The organism is Streptomyces sp. MMG1533, from assembly GCF_001279775.1.
In the GTDB taxonomy this organism is placed as follows: domain Bacteria; phylum Actinomycetota; class Actinomycetes; order Streptomycetales; family Streptomycetaceae; genus Streptomyces.
The window spans coordinates 145,482-163,404 of sequence record NZ_LGDG01000156.1 but is presented as its reverse complement, the minus strand read 5'-3'; the positions used below and the strand labels follow the sequence as shown (position 1 = coordinate 163,404).

At 72.8% G+C, this 17,923-nt stretch carries 17 protein-coding genes; 11 read left to right on the top strand and 6 right to left on the bottom strand.

Features of this window, described 5'->3' with window-relative positions; genetic code table 11:
• Positions 1-47 precede the first annotated feature (47 nt).
• The 3 genes from ADK57_RS49950 (at position 48) to ADK57_RS17250 (ending at position 3,323) form a co-directional block, all read left to right on the top strand.
• Entirely contained in the window at positions 48-1,613 is a 1,566-nt protein-coding gene (locus ADK57_RS49950; RefSeq protein WP_053750355.1) for a TerD family protein, read from the top strand.
• Positions 1,610-2,188, top strand: coding sequence for a hypothetical protein (locus ADK57_RS17255; protein ID WP_053750354.1), 579 nt, complete (start codon positions 1,610-1,612; stop codon positions 2,186-2,188). Before ADK57_RS49950 ends, ADK57_RS17255 begins: the two co-directional genes overlap by 4 nt.
• A gap of 118 nt (positions 2,189-2,306) precedes the next feature.
• Positions 2,307-3,323 carry an aspartate-semialdehyde dehydrogenase gene (locus tag ADK57_RS17250; protein ID WP_053750353.1) on the top strand — a complete coding sequence of 339 codons (1,017 nt, stop codon included), beginning with the start codon at positions 2,307-2,309 and terminating at the stop codon, positions 3,321-3,323.
• Positions 3,324-3,409: 86 nt separating this feature from the next.
• Here ADK57_RS17250 and ADK57_RS17245 read toward each other — a convergent pair whose 3' ends face one another.
• The gene (locus ADK57_RS17245; RefSeq protein ID WP_053750352.1) at positions 3,410-3,886 is read right to left on the bottom strand and encodes a DUF1203 domain-containing protein; all 477 of its coding nucleotides are present in this window, start codon (positions 3,884-3,886) and stop codon (positions 3,410-3,412) included.
• A 111-nt stretch (positions 3,887-3,997) separates the two neighbouring features.
• Between ADK57_RS17245 and pepN the strand changes: the two genes are divergently transcribed.
• Positions 3,998-6,571, top strand: coding sequence for an aminopeptidase N (pepN, locus tag ADK57_RS17240; RefSeq protein WP_053750351.1), 2,574 nt, complete (start codon positions 3,998-4,000; stop codon positions 6,569-6,571).
• 101 nt (positions 6,572-6,672) lie between these two features.
• On the opposite strand, the gene ADK57_RS17235 is transcribed toward pepN, so the two are convergent.
• A complete protein-coding gene (locus ADK57_RS17235; protein ID WP_053750350.1) occupies positions 6,673-7,614 on the bottom strand; it encodes an EamA family transporter in 942 nt (313 codons plus the stop codon).
• Positions 7,615-7,724: 110 nt separating this feature from the next.
• Here ADK57_RS17235 and ADK57_RS17230 point away from each other — a divergent pair, with 110 nt between their 5' ends.
• Positions 7,725-8,231: a MarR family winged helix-turn-helix transcriptional regulator gene (locus ADK57_RS17230; protein ID WP_053750349.1), complete on the top strand. Its 507-nt coding sequence runs from the start codon at positions 7,725-7,727 to the stop codon at positions 8,229-8,231.
• A gap of 65 nt (positions 8,232-8,296) precedes the next feature.
• Here the strand turns inward: ADK57_RS17230 and ADK57_RS17225 are convergent, their stop codons facing one another.
• Complete coding sequence (locus ADK57_RS17225; RefSeq protein ID WP_053750348.1) at positions 8,297-9,754, bottom strand: FAD-dependent monooxygenase; 1,458 nt, start codon at positions 9,752-9,754, stop codon at positions 8,297-8,299.
• Positions 9,755-9,895: 141 nt separating this feature from the next.
• On the opposite strand from ADK57_RS17225, the gene ADK57_RS17220 reads away from it, so the two are divergent.
• Positions 9,896-10,474 carry a TetR family transcriptional regulator gene (locus tag ADK57_RS17220; protein WP_053750347.1) on the top strand — a complete coding sequence of 193 codons (579 nt, stop codon included), beginning with the start codon at positions 9,896-9,898 and terminating at the stop codon, positions 10,472-10,474.
• A 162-nt stretch (positions 10,475-10,636) separates the two neighbouring features.
• Here ADK57_RS17220 and ADK57_RS17215 read toward each other — a convergent pair whose 3' ends face one another.
• From ADK57_RS17215 to ADK57_RS17205, 3 genes are all read right to left on the bottom strand, one after another.
• Positions 10,637-10,864 (bottom strand): hypothetical protein, encoded by a 228-nt coding sequence (locus ADK57_RS17215; RefSeq protein WP_053750392.1) that lies wholly within the window; start codon positions 10,862-10,864, stop codon positions 10,637-10,639.
• A 116-nt stretch (positions 10,865-10,980) separates the two neighbouring features.
• Positions 10,981-13,074 carry a 4-alpha-glucanotransferase gene (malQ, locus tag ADK57_RS17210; protein WP_053750346.1) on the bottom strand — a complete coding sequence of 698 codons (2,094 nt, stop codon included), beginning with the start codon at positions 13,072-13,074 and terminating at the stop codon, positions 10,981-10,983.
• On the bottom strand, positions 13,075-13,302 hold the full coding sequence (locus ADK57_RS17205) for a hypothetical protein (RefSeq protein ID WP_053750345.1): 228 nt from the start codon (positions 13,300-13,302) through the stop codon (positions 13,075-13,077).
• Between the two features lie 255 nt (positions 13,303-13,557).
• Between ADK57_RS17205 and ADK57_RS17200 the strand changes: the two genes are divergently transcribed.
• The 5 genes from ADK57_RS17200 to ADK57_RS17180 all read left to right on the top strand — a co-directional run bounded on the left by ADK57_RS17200 (position 13,558) and on the right by ADK57_RS17180 (position 17,861).
• Complete coding sequence (locus tag ADK57_RS17200) at positions 13,558-14,166, top strand: RNA polymerase sigma factor (RefSeq protein WP_053750344.1); 609 nt, start codon at positions 13,558-13,560, stop codon at positions 14,164-14,166.
• Positions 14,163-15,065, top strand: a complete 903-nt coding sequence (locus ADK57_RS17195) for a zf-HC2 domain-containing protein (protein WP_053750343.1) — start codon at positions 14,163-14,165, stop codon at positions 15,063-15,065. The genes ADK57_RS17200 and ADK57_RS17195 overlap by 4 nt, the downstream gene beginning before the upstream one ends.
• A 104-nt stretch (positions 15,066-15,169) precedes the next feature.
• Entirely contained in the window at positions 15,170-15,895 is a 726-nt protein-coding gene (locus ADK57_RS17190; RefSeq protein ID WP_234390244.1) for an ATP-binding cassette domain-containing protein, read from the top strand.
• Entirely contained in the window at positions 15,892-17,223 is a 1,332-nt protein-coding gene (locus ADK57_RS17185; RefSeq protein ID WP_053750341.1) for a hypothetical protein, read from the top strand. Before ADK57_RS17190 ends, ADK57_RS17185 begins: the two co-directional genes overlap by 4 nt.
• Positions 17,220-17,861, top strand: a complete 642-nt coding sequence (locus ADK57_RS17180; protein WP_234390233.1) for a hypothetical protein — start codon at positions 17,220-17,222, stop codon at positions 17,859-17,861. The genes ADK57_RS17185 and ADK57_RS17180 overlap by 4 nt, the downstream gene beginning before the upstream one ends.
• Positions 17,862-17,923 lie beyond the last annotated feature (62 nt).

Below are 17,923 nucleotides of genomic sequence, written 5' to 3'. Positions count from 1 at the left end.
CTCCTAGATCTTTTCTTCACGCTGTCTTCACTGTCACGATGTGCCCCATGACGCACCTCACCAAAGGCGCCAACACGCCTGTTCCCGCAGCTCCGCTGCGGGTCGCGGTCTGCCGGCAGGCGGTCGCCGGGGCCCCGGACGTGGATGCCTCGGCCCTGTTGCTCGACGCCGCGGGCAAGGTGCGCGGCGACGCCGACCTCGTCTTCTACAACCAGCCCGCGCACCCCTCGGGGGCGGTACGGCACACGGGCACGGCCGAGGGCGCCGGGCAGCTCGCCGAGTGGCTGGAGGTGGACCTGGCGCGCGTCGAGCCCACGGTCCAGCGGGTGCTGATAGCCGGATCCTGCGACGGGGGCGTCTTCGGGCAGGTGCCCGGACTGTACGTCCAGGTGCTGACCGCCGAGGGCGCGGTGCAGGTGCACTACGCGGTGACCGACGCGTCGAGCGAGACGGCGTTCGTGCTCGGGGAGTTCTACCGGCGGGGCGGCGAGTGGAAGTTCCGGGCGGTCGGGCAGGGGTACGCCTCGGGGCTGGCGGGACTGGCCACGGACTTCGGGATCGCGGTGGAGACGGAGGAACCGGCTGCCGCGCCGGCGGTGACGACCGCGGAACCGGTGCCCGCGCCGGCGATGACGACCGAGGAACCTGTTCCCTCGCCGGCGATGACGACCGAGGAACCCGTTCCCTCGCCGGCGGTCGCGACGGTCGCGGGTCCGCCGCCGCCTCGCCCCGTCGCCTCCCCCGCTCCCCCGCAGGACGCGGTCCCTCACTCCTTCGGCCCCGACTTCCCCCCGTACACCCAGCAGGGCCACGGCAACGGCGTCGTCTCCGTGACCGTGCCCCTCCCGCCCGGCCCGGTGATCGTCGAGGTCTGGCACGAGGGGGACGGCTACTTCGGCATGCACACCCTGAACCGGCGCAACAAGGACGACGACCTCGTCTACAACACCACCCTGCGCGACTTCCGCGGCCGCGCCCTCGTCCAGCCCCCGCAGGACCGGCCGCTGCGGCTGCGGGTGGAGGCGGACAACGCCTGGACGGTCCACATCCGGCCCCTGTCGGTGCTGCGGCAGCTCGGCACCGCCCCGCTCCGGGGATACGGCCCCGAGGTCGTCGCCTACACGGGGACCGCGGCCGACCTCGACCTGGACTTCGCCGGCGACGAGGACGGCACCGGCTACATGGGCATGTGGAGCCTGGAGGCCTCGAAGCTGCACCGGCTCGACGACCGCGACCTGCTGGTCAACGACAGCGACCGGCTCCGCCAGACCGTCCCCGTCACCGACGGCCCCCTCCTGCTCATCCTGGAGGCCGACGGCGCCTGGGAGCTCACGGCCCGCCCGCTGCCGGTCTTCGACCAGACGAGTGCGCAGGCGTCCGGCGTCTACCAGGGCCGCGGCGAGAAGACGATCACGCTGGTCAACCCCGCGCCCGGACAGCCGGCCCTCCTCGAGTACGCGATCCGGAGCGAGGGCGGCGGCTTCCGCGGCCACGGGATGGTGCGGGTCGACGAGTACGGGGACGAGGGGGAGTTCCTCGATGGCTCCCGCAACGGCGAACGCGGCCGCGACGTGGTGTTCTCCGAGGGGCAGCGGAGCGGCGGTTCCGGGTGACGGACGCGGGCGACTGGAGCCTGCGGGTACTGCCCGTCGAGCAGGCGCCCCTGCTGACCGGCCCGGCCGAGGGCACGGGCAGCGTGGTGTTCCGCTACGACGGGCCGCCCATGCTGCTCACGCTGCGCCGGACGTCGTCCGACGACGGCTCGCTGACGGCGCACGCCCTGAACCACCCGGTCGGCAAGAAGACCCTCATCGCCAACACCGGAGGCCGTCGCCGGCCCGCCACCGGCCCGGTGTGGGTCGCGGAGGACGGCTCCTGCTTCGTCATCGTGTCCGCCACCGACCGCACCTCCTGGCGGATCGAGCCGCAGTCGCTCGACGCCGTGCCCGTGCTCGGCAAGCGGATCAAGGGGCACGGATACGGAGTCGTACGTCACACCGGTCCGGAATCCGAGATGCTGCTCACACACGAGTCGGTGGGCCTGGCCGACATGCTGATCATCTTCGAACTGGACGAACGCCTGTTTCCCCTCCGCAGAGTCAGCACAGCTTCCGGTCTGGAGTGGCTGCCGAGCGGATATCTGCAGATCAGGTCGATCGGCAAGTGGGAGATCGAAAACCGCGGCTGACCACCCATGACTGTCCGTCCCTTGGGCAAAGGATTGGACATGCGGGTCGGGGTGAGACGCATGATGGAAACACCTCGGCCATGCAGCAGGCACAAGCACACCACGTGAAGGAGTCGTCGTGAGGGTCGGAATCGTCGGAGCCACCGGTCAGGTCGGCACGGTCATGCGCAGGATCCTCACGGAGCGGAACTTCCCGGTCACCGAGCTGCGCCTGTTCGCCTCGGCCCGCTCGGCGGGGACGGTCCTGGACGGCGTGACGGTGGAGGACGCCACGACCGCGGACTACACGGGGCTGGACATCGTGCTGTTCTCCGCGGGCGGCTCGACCTCCAAGGCACTGGCCGAAAAGGTCGCCTCGCAGGGCGCGGTAGTGATCGACAACTCGTCGGCGTGGCGCCGCGACCCGGACGTACCGCTCGTGGTCTCCGAGGTGAACCCGCACGCGATCGCCAACCGCCCCAAGGGCATCATCGCCAACCCGAACTGCACGACGATGGCCGCGATGCCGGTCCTGAAGCCGCTGCATGCCGAGGCGGGCCTCGAAGCGCTGGTCGTCGCCACCTACCAGGCGGTCTCCGGTTCCGGCCTGGCCGGCGTGGACGAGCTGTTCGAGCAGGTCAAGAAGGTCGGCGACGACGCGCCGAAGCTGACGCACGACGGCTCGGCGGCGGAGTTCCCCGCGCCGAACAAGTACGTCGCCCCGATCGCCTACAACGTCCTGCCGCTGGCCGGCTCGATCGTCGACGACGGCCTGAACGAGACCGACGAGGAGCAGAAGCTCCGCAACGAGTCCCGCAAGATCCTGGAGATCCCCGGGCTCAAGGTCTCCGGCACCTGTGTCCGCGTCCCCGTCTTCAGCGGCCACTCCCTCCAGGTCAACGCCCGCTTCGCCCGCCCCATCACCGTGGAGCGCGCGAAGGAGCTGCTCGGCGGCGCCCCCGGCGTCGCGGTCACCGAGGTCCCGACGCCCCTCCAGGCCGCCGGCCAGGACCCGTCCTTCGTCGGCCGCATCCGCGCGGACGAGACGGTCGACAACGGCCTCGCGTTCTTCGTCTCCAACGACAACCTCCGCAAGGGCGCCGCGCTGAACGCGGTGCAGATCGCGGAACTGGTGGCGGCGGAGCTGAAGGGCTGACACCCAGGGGCTGATCCTCAGGACTGATCCTCAGGGACTGACGCTCAAGGGCTGATCCTCAGATGCTGACGCCCAGGGGCTGATCCTCAAGGCCTGCGCACCTCATAGAGGAAGCACCCGTACTCGACGGCCCGGACGTGGACCAGTGCCACGGCCGGGTCGTCGAACGTTTCTTCGAAGGCCGCGTCGAACCCATCGGCGTCCTCGACGAGCCGCCCGCCCAGGATGTGTCCCTCGGCCGAGTACCTGCGGACCGTGCGATGCGCGTTCACGAAGGGCAGGCCCTCGCCGTCCGGTCCCGCGCACTCCTCCGCGTGGACGAAGACGGGGCCCTGCTCGTCGTACGCCCCCGGATCGGCCCCCGTCCGAGCCGCCCAGCGGCGCAGCGGGGCGTACGAGACCAGGGCGATCCGCTCCCCCGGCTCGCTGCGGCGCAGACAGCAGCGCAGCGGGGCGCCGCCCTCGTCGTCGATCACGGGAACCATTGCGCGTCCCGAGTCGTCAGCAGAGCGCAACTCCTTCAGGACCGACGGGTGGACGGGTCGTGCGATGTACGTCGTCATGTCCCCAGACTCACGCGCATCCGCCCTGCCCACCGGCGGGAAACGGACATCGCGTTCCGTGCAGGCCCGTGGAAGGATGGCGCAACCCACACATAACGAGGAGATGACCGCGTGCCTGGCACAAACCTGACTCGCGAAGAGGCGCAGCAGCGGGCGAAGCTGCTCACCGTTGACTCGTACGAGATCGATCTCGACCTCTCCGGCGCGCAGGAGGGCGGTACCTACAGGTCCGTGACCACGGTGCGCTTCGATGTTGCCCAGGGCGGCACGGAGTCCTTCATCGACCTGGTCGCCCCGACCGTCCACGAGGTCACCCTCAACGGCGACCAACTCGACGCCGACGCGCTCTTCGAGGACTCCCGGATCGCGCTGCCGGGGCTGCTGGAGGGCCGCAACATCCTCCGGGTCGTCGCCGACTGCGCGTACACCAACACCGGGGAGGGGCTGCACCGGTTCGTCGATCCCGTCGACAACCAGGCCTACCTCTACACCCAGTTCGAGGTGCCGGACGCGCGAAGGGTGTTCGCGAGCTTCGAGCAGCCCGACCTCAAGGCCACCTTCCAGTTCACGGTGAAGGCGCCGGAGGGCTGGACGGTCATCTCCAACTCGCCCACCCCGGAGCCGAAGGACAGCGTCTGGATCTTCGAGCCGACGCCGCGCATCTCGTCGTACATCACCGCGCTGATCGTCGGCCCGTACCACTCGGTGCACAGCGTGTACGAGAAGGACGGCCAGACCGTCCCGCTCGGCATCTACTGCCGTCCCTCGCTCGCCGAGCACCTCGACTCGGACGCCATCTTCGAGGTGACCCGGCAGGGCTTCGACTGGTTCCAGGAGAAGTTCGACTACCAGTACCCCTTCAAGAAGTACGACCAGCTGTTCGTGCCGGAGTTCAACGCGGGCGCGATGGAGAACGCGGGCGCGGTCACCATCCGCGACCAGTACGTCTTCCGGTCGAAGGTGACCGACGCGGCGTACGAGACGCGCGCCGAGACGATCCTGCACGAGCTGGCCCACATGTGGTTCGGCGACCTGGTCACCATGGAGTGGTGGAACGACCTGTGGCTGAACGAGTCGTTCGCCACCTACACGTCCATCGCCTGCCAGGCGCACTCGCCGGAGAGCCGGTGGCCGCACTCCTGGACCACCTTCGCCAACTCCATGAAGACGTGGGCGTACCGCCAGGACCAGCTGCCGTCCACGCACCCGATCATGGCCGAGATCAACGATCTCGACGACGTGCTCGTCAACTTCGACGGCATCACGTACGCCAAGGGCGCCTCCGTACTGAAGCAGCTCGTCGCGTACGTCGGCATGGACGAGTTCTTCGCGGGCGTGCAGGCGTACTTCAAGCGGCACGCGTTCGGCAACACGCGTCTGTCCGACCTGCTGGGCGCGCTGGAGGAGACCTCCGGCCGTGACCTGGGGAACTGGTCGCAGAAGTGGCTCCAGACCGCCGGCATCAACATCCTGCGCCCCGAGATCGAGACGGACGCGAACGGCGTCGTCACGTCCTTCGCGATCCGCCAGGAGGCCCCCGCGCTGCCCGCCGGTGCGAAGGGCGAGCCGACGCTGCGCCCGCACCGCATCGCGGTCGGCCTGTACGACCTCGACGACGACAGCGGCAAGCTGGTGCGCGACGAGCGGATCGAGCTGGACGTGGACGGCGAACTGACCGCCGTGCCGCAGCTGGTGGGCAAGCGCCGCCCGGCGGTGGTGCTGCTGAACGACGACGACCTCTCGTACGCGAAGGTCCGCCTCGACGAGCAGTCCCTCGCCTTCGTCACCGAGCACCTCGGCGACTTCGAGTCGTCCCTCCCCCGCGCGCTGTGCTGGGCGTCGGCGTGGGACATGACCCGGGACGCCGAGCTCCCGACCCGCGACTACCTGTCCCTGGTCCTGTCGGGCATCGGCAAGGAGTCCGACATCGGCGTGGTGCAGTCGCTGCACCGCCAGGTGAAGCTGGCGATCGAGCTGTACGCCGACCCGGCCGCCCGCGAGGCGCTGCTGACCCGTTGGACGGACGCCACGCTGGCGCACCTGCGTGCGGCCGCGCCGGGCAGCGACCACCAGCTGGCGTGGGCGCGCGCGTTCGCCGCCACCGCCCGTACGCCGGAGCAGCTGGACCTCCTCGACGCCCTGCTGGAGGGCACGCAGACGATCGAGGGCCTGGCCGTCGACACGGAACTGCGCTGGGCGCTGGTACAGCGGCTGGCCGCGGTGGGCCGCTTCGACGAGGCGGAGATCGCGGGCGAGTACGAGCGCGACAAGACGGCCGCCGGCGAGCGCCACGCGGCCACCGCCCGGGCCTCCCGTCCGACGCCGGAGGCCAAGGCGGAGGCGTGGGCATCGGTCATCGAGTCCGACAAGCTCCCGAACGCCGTCCAGGAGTCCGTCATCGGCGGCTTCGTCCAGACGGGCCAGCGCGAGCTGCTGGCCCCGTACACGGACAAGTACTTCGAGGTCCTGAAGGACATCTGGGAGTCGCGCTCCCACGAGATGGCCCAGCAGATCGCGGTCGGCCTCTACCCGACGATCCAGGTCTTGGAGGAGACCCTCCGCAAGACGGACGCCTGGCTGGCCTCCGCAGAGCCCAACGCGGCCCTGCGCCGGCTCGTCTCCGAGTCCCGCGCGGGCGTGGAACGCGCGCTGAAGGCCCAGGCGGCGGACGCGGCGGCCGGGTAGCAGCGGTTCGTACGACGACAGGGGCGCCCGGTGCTGAACCGGGCGCCCCCGCTCGTGTGCGGCCACGGCCTGCGGGCAGTCGTGCCACCACGCGGCTCGGTCTACCGTCGCAGCGCCGGACCCGTCAGGTCCGGCGAATCCTTTCGAGCATTCCCGGCAGTGAGGCTGAACGACTGCCCGGGCGCACCGCCCGGGCGCGGCCCGACCTGTCCCGCGACCGTCGCCCCGAACGCCAGCGCCATGCCCGCCAGCTGCACCGGCGTGAGCCCCTGCCCGAGCGCCGCCCAGCCGACCACGGCGGCGGTCAGCGGCGACAGCGGGCCGAGGAACGTGACCTGAGTGGCGGTGAGCCTGCCGATGCCGCGGAACCAGAGCCAGTACGCCACCGCCGTGTTCGCCAGTGCCAGGTAGAGGTAGCCGCCGACCGCCCGGCCGTCCAGCGCGGGCGGCGCTCCCTCGACGAGGAGGGCGAGGGGGGCGATGAGCAGGCCGCCCGCGGTCAGCTGCCAGGCGGTGAGCGCGAGCGGGCCCACGCCGTCCGGGCGGCCCCACCGCTTGGTCAGTACGGTGCCTGCGGACATCGAGGCGGTGGAGGCGAGGGCCGCGAGCACACCCACGGGGTCGAGCGCACCGGCCGCCTCGAGCACGACCAGGCTCACCCCGGACGCGGCGACGAACCCGGTGATCACACTGCGGGCCGTCGGCCGCTGCCCCAGCAGCAGCGCCGACAGGCCCACGACGAACAGCGGTCCGACCGACCCGACGACCGCCGCCATACCGCCCGGCATCCGGTACGCCGACAGGAACAGCAGCGGGAAGAAGGCGCCGATGTTCAGCGCCCCGAGCACCGCCGCCTTCCCCCACCAGGCGCCGCGCGGCAGCACCCGGGCGAGGGCCAGCAGGACCAGGCCGGCGGGCAGGGCGCGCATGAGACCGGTGAACAGGGGGCGGTCGGCCGGCAGGAACTCGGTGGTGACGGCGTAGGTGGTGCCCCAGGAGATCGGGGCGAGGGCGGTGAGCAGGACGGTCGCGGGCCGCTTCACGGTCGGCACCCTTCTGGCAAGGTGGCTTGATGGAAAGTAGCTTAGCGCTAAGCAACTTACAGTCAAGCTACTTTCTTGCGGGCAACCCGAACCGGGCGGATACTCACCGCATGAGTGCACAGCGCAGGGACCCGGTCGACGCGATCATCGGGCAGTGGGCCTCCGTGCGGCCAGACCTCGACACCGCCGCCATGGAGGTCTTCGGCCGGATCTTCCGACTCTCGCGCGCGATGGGCGACCGCATCGACAAGGCGTACGCGACCTTCGGAGTCGCCCGCGGCGAGTTCGACGTCCTGGCGACCCTGCGCCGCTCCGGCGAGCCCTACACCCTCTCCCCCAGGCAGCTCTCCGCCACGCTGATGCTCACCACCGGCGGCATGACCGGCCGCCTCGACAAACTGGAACGAGCCGGCCTGCTGCGCCGCTCCCCCGACCCGCACGACCGCCGGGGCCTGCAAGTGACGCTGACGGAGAAGGGGCTGAAGCTCGTCGACGAGGCGGTGGGCGCCGGCCTCGCCGTCCAGACAGAAGCCCTGAAGGCCGCGCTGAACGACGAACAGGTCGGCCAACTGGCCGACCTGCTGAGGGAGTTGCTCACCGGGACCGAGACCTCATAGAGCGGGTTCAGCGGACCGAGACCTCATAGAGCGGGTTCAGCGGACCCAGACTTGATAGAGCGGGTTCAGCCCACCCGCGCCGCGAGGGCGGACTCGATCGTCACCGGGTCGGCGGAGTCGGCCGCCCAGGCCACGTACCCGTCGGGCCGCACCAGGACGGTCGTACGGCGGTCGCTCGCCCAGCGGGCCACGGCGAGGCGGTCCTTGCGGGCGCCGCTCCCGTCGTACGCGTCGGGCGTGATCAGCACGAACCGTCCGCCGCGCAGGGCCTCGTAGAGGCGGCCGCCGCCGGCGAGGGCGACGTCGGGGACACGGGTGCCGGTGAGGCGGTGGGAGCCTCGGGGCGCCTCGTACTTGTAGCCGATGCCGGTGATCTTGCCGGCCACCTTGCGGCGGGCCGGGGCGACGCCGTTGAGGAAGCTGGTGAGGGCCGCCCGGAACGCCAGTTCCCAGGGGCGCTTGGCCATGGCGAGGCGCACGATGCCGCCGCTGCTGCGGAGCACCGACCTGCCGACCGGGTGGCGTTCGGCCTGGTAGGTGTCGAGGAGTTCCGGGGCCGCGTGGCCGCCGACGACCTGGGCGAGCTTCCAGCTCAGGTTGGCCGCGTCCTGGAGGCCGGTGTTCATGCCCTGCCCGCCGGCCGGGGTGTGGACGTGCGCGGCGTCCCCGGCGAGGAAGACGCGGTCGACGCGGTAGGCGGGCGCCTGGCGTTCGTCGCTGTGGAAGCGGGACATCCAGCGGGCGTCGTACATCCCGAAGTCACGGCCGAGGGCGAGCCGGGTGACCTCCTTGACCTCGTCGAGGTCGAGGGGCTCGCTGTCGGGGACGTTGCGGGCGCGGTTCCAGCCGATCACGCGGTAGTAGCCGTCGCCGAAGGGCGCGAGGAAGGCGAAGGCGTCACCGGCCGCGTTGACGGTGAGCAGGGTGTCGGGCTCCTCGGCCAGCTTCACGTCCGCGAGGACGACGGAACGGATCACGGAGTGGCCGGGGAACGGCAGCCCGATCGCGTTCCGCACGGCGCTGCGCATGCCGTCGGCGCCGACGACGTACGCGGCACGCAGTTCCTCCGTCGCCCCGGCGGTGGTGCGGACCTGGACGGTCACGCCGTCCGCGTCTTGGGCCAGCCCGGTCACCTCGGTCTCGTACCGGAACCCGGCCCCCGCCTCGACGGCCCGCCGCTCCAGGACCTTCTCCACCTCGTACTGCGGGAGGACGAGGAGGTGGTTGAAGCGGGAGGGGAGGGTGTCGAGCTCGACGGTGAGCCGGGCGAAGAGGCGGAGGCGGTCGAGGGGGCGGCCCACGGCCTCGAGTTCGTCGGCGAGGCCGCGGGCGTCGAGCTGCTCGAGGGTGCGGGCATGCAGGACGAAGGCGCGGGAGAGGTTGCCGACCTTGTGCGGGCGCCTCTCGACGAGGGTGACGGGGATGCCGGCGGTGGCGAGGTCACCGGCCAGGAGGAGGCCGGTGGGGCCGGAGCCGACGATGATCACGGAGCTGGTCGTGCTGTTGGTGCCGGTGCCGTTCATGAGGGCCTCCTGATGCCAACGCCTGTCGCTCGACGATTGTTTGCCAACGTCTGTTTGCCAACGCTCGTTGACGAGACTAGCGCCGCCGAATCAAAGGGTCAACACTTGTTGGCCTACATTCGTTGGCCTACGATTGTTGGCATGAGTGAAAGCACCCCCGCCGGCCGGCCGAGGCGTTCCGACACCACCCGCACCGCGATCCTCGCCGCGGCCCGCGAACGGTTCGCGGCCGACGGGTACGAGCGGGCCACCATCCGGGCCATCGCCAAGGACGCGAACATCGATCCGTCGATGGTGATGCGCTACTACGGCAACAAGGAGGGCCTGTTCGCGGCCACGGTCGCCGTCGACCTGAAACTGCCGGACCTGGGCACGCTGACCCGGCAGGACGTCGGCCGGGCCCTCGTCACGCACTTCCTCGACATGTGGGAGGACAACGAGGTGCTCACCGCCCTGCTCCGGGTCGGCGCGACCAATCAGGCAGGGGCCGAGCGCATGCAGGGCATCTTCAGGGACCAAGTGCTGCCGGTCACCCGCCAGGTGTGCCCGGACCCCGAGCAGGTTCCGGCACGGGCGGCGCTCGTGGCGACCCAGTTGCTGGGACTGGCCCTCACCCGGTACGTCCTGCGGCTCCCGCCGGTCGTGGCGCTGCACCCCCAGGAGATCGTGGCGTGGCTGGCGCCCACGGTGCAGCGGTACCTGACGGCGCCCAGCCCGTGAGGCGGGGCGGCCCGGCCGAAGCCGCCGGGGCGGGCGGCCGGAAACGCGCCAAGGGCGCCGGCCCCGCCCGTGTACGGCTGCTGCGCGTACGTACGGCGGAGGCGGCGCCCTGAGGGAGCACGCAGGAAGCCCGGTCCGGGCTCGGGGCGGGGAACGCCCCGGTCAGGCCTTCGAGCCGGCCGTGGCCTTGGTCTTGATGTTGCCGGTCGTCACCCGGTGCGACTCGTGCGACTTGTCCAGGACCATCACCAGGCCGGCGATGACCGCGAACAGGGCGATGGGGGCCACGACGTAGAGCCCCAGCGTCTCGATGACGCTCAGGCCCGTGCCGGGGTCGTCACCGTCGTCGCGGGTCAGCGCGAGCGCGGGGGACGACATGAGCAGCATCATCAGCGTCGTACCGGCAGCCAGGGCGCCGGCGCGCAGGGCGTTCTTCTTCACAGGGCCAAAGTAGCGAACGGTCCGAAGGGACGCGCGTCCGGGGTGCCGTATGAGGTGAGCTGCGCTCACGAGGCGCCGTCCGCGGGCTGGCGGAGGACGTCCACCAGCGCATGCAGCCTCGGTGAGCCCGCCAGTTCCTCCAGCGTCACCGGCCGCCCTTCCGTGTCCGCGATCGGCAACCGCCAGTTCGGGTACTGGTCCCACGTGCCCGGCAGGTTCTGTGGGCGGCGGTCGCCGATGGTGTCCGGGAGCCAGATGCCGACCATGCGGGCGGGGGTGTGGAGGAGGTAGCGGTGGACGGCCTGGATCTCGGCCTCCTCCGAGGACGTGTCGATGCCGCCGCCGGTGCCCTGCAGGAGGCCCAGCCTGGCCAGCAGGGCAAGCCACTCGGCCGCGTCGGCCGACGCCTCCGCCCGTTCCTCGTCCAGGGGGCGGGTCAACAGGCCGAGGCGGTCGCGGAGTTCGACGTGTTCGCCGGTGAGGCGGGCCGCGGTGGGCGGCAGGTCGTGGGTGGTGGCGGTGGCCAGGCAGTCGGCACGCCAGTGGTCGGGGGGCAGGGGGCGGCCGTCGCCGTCCCAGTCGCGTTCGAACCACAGCACCGATGTGCCGAGCACCCCCCGCTCGCGCAGCGTCTCGCGGACACCGGGCTCGACCGTGCCCAGGTCCTCGCCGATCACCACCGCCCCGGCCCGCGAGGCCTCCAGGACCAGGACGGCGAGCATGGCCTCGGCGTCGTAGCGGACGTACGTGCCCTCCGTGGGCGGTTCGCCGAGCGGGACCCACCACAGCCGGAACAGGCCCATGACGTGGTCGATGCGCAGGGCGCCCGCGTAGCGGAACAGCGCCCTCAACAAGGTCCGGAAGGGCGCGTAGCCCGACTCGGCCAGGCGGTCCGGCCTCCAGGGCGGCAGGCCCCAGTCCTGGCCGCGCGCGTTGAAGGCGTCCGGTGGTGCGCCCACCGACATGCCCGCCGCGAAGTACGCCTGCTGCGCCCACGCGTCGGCGCCCGAGGGATGGACCCCGACCGCGAGGTCGTGGACCACCCCCACCGGCATCCCCGCCTCGCGGGCCGCGCGCTGGGCGGCGGTGAGCTGGGTGTCGGTGAGCCAGGCGAGGCGGGTGTGGAAGTCCACGCGGTCCATCAAATCCCCGCGGGCGCGGGCCGTTTCGGCCGAGCGCGGGTCGCGCAGGGGGGCCGGCCACCGGTGCCAGTCGGAGCCGTGCACCTCGGCGAGGGCGCACCAGGTGGCGTGGTCCTCCAGGGCCTCGCCCTGCTCGGCGAGGTAGTCGCAGTAGGCGGCGCGCCGGCCCGGCCCGAGCGGCACGTCCCGTACCAGCTCCAGCGCCTCCCGCTTGAGTTCCCACACCGCGTCCCGGTCGATCAACGCGCCCTTCTCCAGCACCGACGCGCGCAGCCGCTCCGCCCGCTCCAGCAGGCCCCGCACGCGCTCGCGGTCCGCCACGTACGCGTACTCGGGGATGTCCTCGATCCGCAGGTGCACAGGGTCCGGGAAACGGCGTGAGGAGGGCCGGTAGGGGGACGGGTCGGTGGGGGCGCCGGGCACGGCCGCGTGCAGCGGGTTGACCTGGACGAATCCGGCGCCGAGCGCGCGGCCGGCCCAGGCGGTCAGTTCGGCGAGGTCACCGAGGTCGCCCATGCCCCAGGAGTGCCGGGAGAGAAGGGAGTAGAGCTGGACGAGCAGGCCGTACGAGCGTCCGGGCGGCGCGGGCAGTCGCGGCGGGGCCACGATCAAGTGGGCGCGGGCGGTACGGCCGTCGGGGGCGGTGGCGGTCAACCGGTGGAAGCCGGGAGGGAGTTGACCGGCGGAGGCACGGGTCTCGCCCTGTTCGGTCTCGATGCGCAGGCGGGTGCCGGCCGGGAGGGCGTCCAGGGCGGCGGGCGTACCGCCGCTCCAGCACGCCACCGTCGGCGGCAGCAGCCGCTCGCGCAGTTCCCGTTCACGTGCGGCGAGTGCGCCCCGGACGGCCGCGGGGGTGCCCGCGTCGACACCGAGGGCGGCCAGGGCCCGGGTGACGGCGGCGGCCGAGGCCGCGACCGTACGGTCCGGGGAGGGGCTGTAGGAGGTCGCCACGCCGTGCAGCGCGGCGAGCCGGGACAGGTCCTCGGTGGGCGGCTCGACCGACCGGGGTGCTGTCATCTAGTGCTCCGCGTAGGCGTCGGACTCGCTGGTCAACGGGGCGGCGTCGGCGAGCGGCGGCTCGCTGGTGAGGGGCTCGGCGTCCGGCAGGGGCGGCTCGCTGGTGAGGGGCGCCTCGGCGCAGGCTCCCTCCGCGCTGAACACGCAGAAGTGGAACTCGGATGGGGCGGACGGCTCCGCCTCGGGTTTGGAGAGGGGCGGGAGCAGAAGGTGTGCTGCTGCGGCCACGGGGGCCTCCTTGTCGGGTCCGACGATCGGTTACCGCAGCCCTACCCAGTGGTCGCGGCGACAGACGTACGGAATGGAACAACGTGCCTCTACTCACATTCTGTTCCGGCGCGATACCTCCAGATTGGGATAAACCGCCCACGACGTCCACTCTCGCCGGGGGACGGGCGACGACGGGCAACAGGGTGCCGGAGGGCCTCGTGAACCGGGCGCTCCGAGCCGGTCGATAGACAGGTTGTGAGACTGTTCCGCCCCATGGGGGGCCACCGGGAGAAGGACGAGGGAGACTCCGACGCGGCGCTGCTGCGCGCGGTCGCGGCCGGGGACTCGGCGGCGATGGCCGAGCTGTACGACCGGCACGCGGGCTGGCTGCACGCCCGGCTGACCCGGCGCTGCGCCGACGCGGAGGTCGTGCGCGAGGCGCTCCAGGACACGTTCGTCACGGTGTGGCGGTCGGCGGCCGGGCACCGTGGCGAGGAGGCCGGCGGCTGGCTGTGGACCATCGCCGCGCGGCGCCTGGTCGACGCGCGACGGGCGCACGAGCGGGCCGCGCGGCTGGAGACGGCGCCCTTGGACACGCCGGCCGACGAGACACACGTCGGGTACGCGTCCACGCCGTCCGCGGAGGACCGGGTGCTGGCCGCACTGGAGTACGGCGACGTCGGCACCGCCCTCGACCGGATCTCCCCCGAGCTGCGCGAGGTGCTGCGCGCCACGGTCGTCGACGGGCTGACCACCCGCGAGACGGCCCGGCTGCTCGGCATACCCGAGGGCACCGTCAAGTCCCGCGCGATGCGCGCCCGCGCCGAACTCCGGGCGGCCCTCGCCCAGTTGAACCCGTCACCGATGGGAGGCCCGGCATGACCGGCTGGCACGCGTCCGACGACCTCGTCACCCGCTACGGCGACGGCTCCCTCCCGGAACCGGACGCCTGGTCCCTGGAGAAGCACCTGGAGGGCTGCGGCCGGTGCGCGGCGCGGGTGTCGCGGGCGGTGCGGGAGACATCGGCGGGGATGGTGCTGGCGGAGGTGCGGGGCGCCGTGCTGGGGGCGGCGCCGGTATCTCCGAGGCCGGCGGCGGCCGCTCCCCGGGCCCGCATCCGCTCGTCCCGCCGGCTCGCTCCCCCGTCCCTCGGCCTCCGTCCCACCCGCGTCCTCTGGGCCGCCGGCCCCGCCGTGCGCGGTGCCTGGCTGCCGGCCGTGCTGCTGGTGGCGTTCGGGGCCGTCGTCCTCGCGTACGGCGCCGGCTTCACCGGCGCCCGGACCATGCTGCTGGCGATCGCGCCCGTCGTGCCGGTGGCCGGGGTCGCCCTGTCCTACGGGTCGCACGCCGACCCGCTGCACGAGATCGCCGCGTCCACGCCGTCCGCGGGGCTGCGGCTGGTGCTGACGCGGACGATCGCCGTGCTGGCGGTGAGTCTGCCGTTGCTGACGCTGGCCGGGCTGCTGGTGCCGTCGTCGGGTGCTCCGGGCGCGGCCGCCTGGCTGCTGCCGGGGCTCGCGCTGACGCTGGCCTCGCTGGCGCTGGCCGGCTGGGTCGGCTGCCGGGCGGCGACGGCCGTGACCGGCGGCGGCTGGCTGTGCGCCGTACTCGCCCCGGCGCTCGCCGCGCCCGGCGACCGGCTGACGGCCCGCCTGTCCGAGCAGCTCGCGTACTGCCTCGACGGCGCCCCGGCGCAGGGCGGCTGGGCGGCGGCGGCCGTCCTGTGCGCCGTGCTGCTGGCCGCCCGCCGTCCCGCCTACGACCGCTTGGAGAGGCCGTGAGCACGGCCGCGCCCGCCTCCCGTCCCACGTCTGGAGAACCGTTGAGCACGATACGAGTGACCGGCCTGCACGTCCGGCACCGCAGGACCGTCGCCCTCGACGCGATGGACCTCGACTTCGGCCCCGGTGTGCACGGGCTGCTCGGGCCGAACGGCGCGGGCAAGACCTCGCTGATCCGGGTCCTCGCCACGGTCGCCGCACCGACCGGCGGCCGGGTGGAGCTGCTCGGGGACGACGTCCGCGACCACCGGCGGCGTGCTGCGGTGCGACGGCGGCTGGGCTATCTGCCGCAGGAGTTCGGCTACTACCCGGGGTTCACCGTGCGGGAGTTCGTCGCGTACGTGGCCTGGCTGAAGGAGATGCCCGCCGCCGGCACCCCGGCCGCCGTCGAACGGGCCGTCGCCCGCGTCGGTCTCGCCGACCGCATCGACGCGAAGGTCAAGACGCTGTCCGGTGGCATGATCCGCCGCGTCGGCATCGCGCAGGCCGTCGTCAACGACCCCGACGTCCTGCTGCTCGACGAGCCGACCGCCGGCCTCGACCCGGAGCAGCGCGTGGAGTTCCGCGAGCTGCTGCGCGAGCTGGGCGCCTCGTCCACCGTCATCGTCTCCACGCACCTGGTGGAGGACGTTGCGGCGGCCTGCACGGAGGTCACCCTCGTCGAGTCGGGCCGGGTCGCCTACCGCGGCACCCCCGCCTCACTGGCCGCGCTCGGCGAGACGGCGGACGGCATCGGCGACAACCCGATCGAGCGCGGCTACACGGCGGCCCTGCGCACCCACCGCGCGTCCACCGCACCGGCCCACACGCTGGAAGGAACGGCGCGATGACCCTCGTGGCGGAAAGGAAACCGCGGAGTGCGCCGCACCCGCTGCGGACCGAGGCCGTCCGTGGCTTCGCCCCCTGGGCCGGCGCCGCCGTCCTGCTGACGCTCGCGGTCGCCATGGCCACGACGTCGACGCAGTGGCAGGGCGGCTGGGCCGAGACCCGCGAGCGGTTGCACGCGGCGGCCGGGCTGCTGGGTGTCCCGCTGGCGCTGGCGGCGGGCTGCCGGCACGGCGGACGCGAGCGCCGGCGCCGTACCGGGGAGCTGATGGCGACGGCCGCGCGCGGCCCGCTCCCCCGGCTGCTGGCCTCGGCGCTGCCCCTGACGCTGTGGGTGGTCGCCGGATACGCGGCCGCGGTCGTCCTCGCCTGGCTCGCCACCTGGTACTGCGCCACGGGCGACGGCCCGTACCCGGTCGCGGTGCTCACGGACGCGGTCGTCCTGGCGTGCGCCGCCGTGGCGGGCCAGGTCGCGGGCCGGCTGGTGGCCTGGCGGCTCGCGGCACCGCTGCTGGCGGTGGGCGCCTACGCCGTGCTCGGCTTCCTCTCGTACGGCGGTCACGACGGCCTCGCCGCCTTGTCGCCCGTCGTCGACGGCACGACCGTGTCGGTCCCGGTGTGGTGGCAGCCGGTGGCGATGACCGTGTGGGCGGCCGGCCTCTCGGCCGCCGCGGTCCTGGCGTACGCGGCCCGCCGTCGTGCCGTCGCGCTGCTGCCGCTGGCCGCCGCGACCGCCGCGGGCGTGCTGCTGGTGCAGACCGGGCACGACGGCCTGTGGCACACCGGCGCGCTCGCCCGTCGCCAGGTGTGCGACACGTCCACGACCCCGCAGATCTGCGTGAACGCCCGCTACGAGGAGCTTCTCCCGCAGGTCGGGGACGCCCTGTCCGAGCTCACCGGCCGCCTGGAGGGCGTACGGAACCTGCCGGTGCGCTACGAGGACCTGCCGGGGCGGCCGGGCCGGGACGAGGTGGAGCTGCCGATGATCGCGCCGATCGGCTGGACGGTCGTACGCGGTGAGCTCACCGATCCGCGGGAGTACGCCTGGGCGGCCGGGATGACGCTGTACGGCCGGGGTGAGTGCGACGAGGTGGACCCGCGTCTGGACCCGGTCGACGACGCCGTGCAGCACTATCTGGCACCCAGCCCGTTGGAGAAGGATTTCGACGAGCAACTGGCCCACGGGAGCGCGGCCGACCAGGCCAGGCTCAAGGCCCGGCTCGCGGCCCGCGCCCGTCTGGAGGCGATGGGCGCGCAGGAGCGCCGCGCCTGGCTGTCGGAGTACTTCGCGACGACGGACGAGTGCCGGCCGAGCGAGGTGCCGACGCTGTGACGGAGCTCTTCGTGCGCTACGACCGCTCACGCGCCGACGGTCTGCTTCTGTACGCCCGCTCGCGCACCGTCCCGCGCGCCCTCGTCGTGCTCGTCGCAACCGCCGGGCTCGCCGTGTGGGCGGCACACGGTCTGGACGCCTACGTCGATCCGGAGCGAAGGGTTCCGGTCGTGGCGCTGGCCCCGCTGTTCGCCGCCGCGGTCATCGGGTCGAGCCTGCACACCGCGTCCGACGAGCTGGACCGTACGGCCGCACGGCCGTGGTGGCTGCAGCGTCTGGTCCATCTGTCGGCCCTCACCGCGCTCGCCGCGGCCCTCCTGTCGGTGTCGGTGCTCGGGCACGCGTCCGTGTTCGGCCCGCCCGCGATGATCCGCAACATGCTCGGTTCCGCGGGCCTCACCACGGCCGCGGCCGCCCTGCTCGGCGCCCGGCTGAGCTGGCTGCCTGCCTTCGGCTACGTCAGCGCGGTGTATCTGGGGTCGGCCGGTGCGCGGGGGCTCGTCGGCACGGCGGTGTGGGCCTGGCCGGTGCAGCCCGGCGGCGAGAGGGGCGCCTGGGCGGCGGCACTGGCGGCCTTCGCGGTGGGCGGGGCGCTGTATGTCGTACGCGGGGCGCGGGCGGAAGGGGCGCCCGCCTGAAGGAGGCCTCGGAGGGGGCCTGGGTGAGGCTTTGGAGAGGGCGTGCCGAGGGCCCCACGTCC